The sequence below is a fragment of the Vibrio marinisediminis genome (assembly GCF_014050145.1).
Taxonomy (GTDB): Bacteria; Pseudomonadota; Gammaproteobacteria; order Enterobacterales; family Vibrionaceae; genus Vibrio; species Vibrio marinisediminis.
Genome location: NZ_JACFYF010000190.1, coordinates 1 through 289, shown reverse-complemented (window position 1 = coordinate 289; position 289 = coordinate 1). Strand labels below are relative to the sequence as shown.

1 protein-coding gene is annotated in these 289 nt (G+C 69.6%); it reads left to right on the top strand.

The window, feature by feature from the left end; all coding sequences use genetic code 11:
• Positions 1 to 289: molybdopterin cofactor-binding domain-containing protein (locus tag H2O73_RS20865; RefSeq protein WP_182110782.1), on the top strand; the 289-nt coding region annotated here is incomplete at both ends.

Sequence of the window (289 nt, the reverse complement as noted above, 5' to 3'; positions counted from 1 at the left end):
GCATGGGGGGCGGCTTCGGAGGCAAGGAGACCCAGGCCTCGCCGTGGGCGTGCATCGCCGCCCTGATCAGCCGTCGCACCGGGCGTGCCGCCAAGCTACGCCTGCCCCGCGCCGAGGACATGCGCGCCACCGGCAAGCGCCACCCCTTCCACAATCGCTACCGGCTAGGCATCGACGAGGCGGGCGTGATCCAGGGCGGCGAACTTACCCTGATCGGTGACTGCGGATACTCGCCGGACCTCTCCGAGGCGATCGTCGACCGCGCCATGTTCCACGCCGATAATGCCTA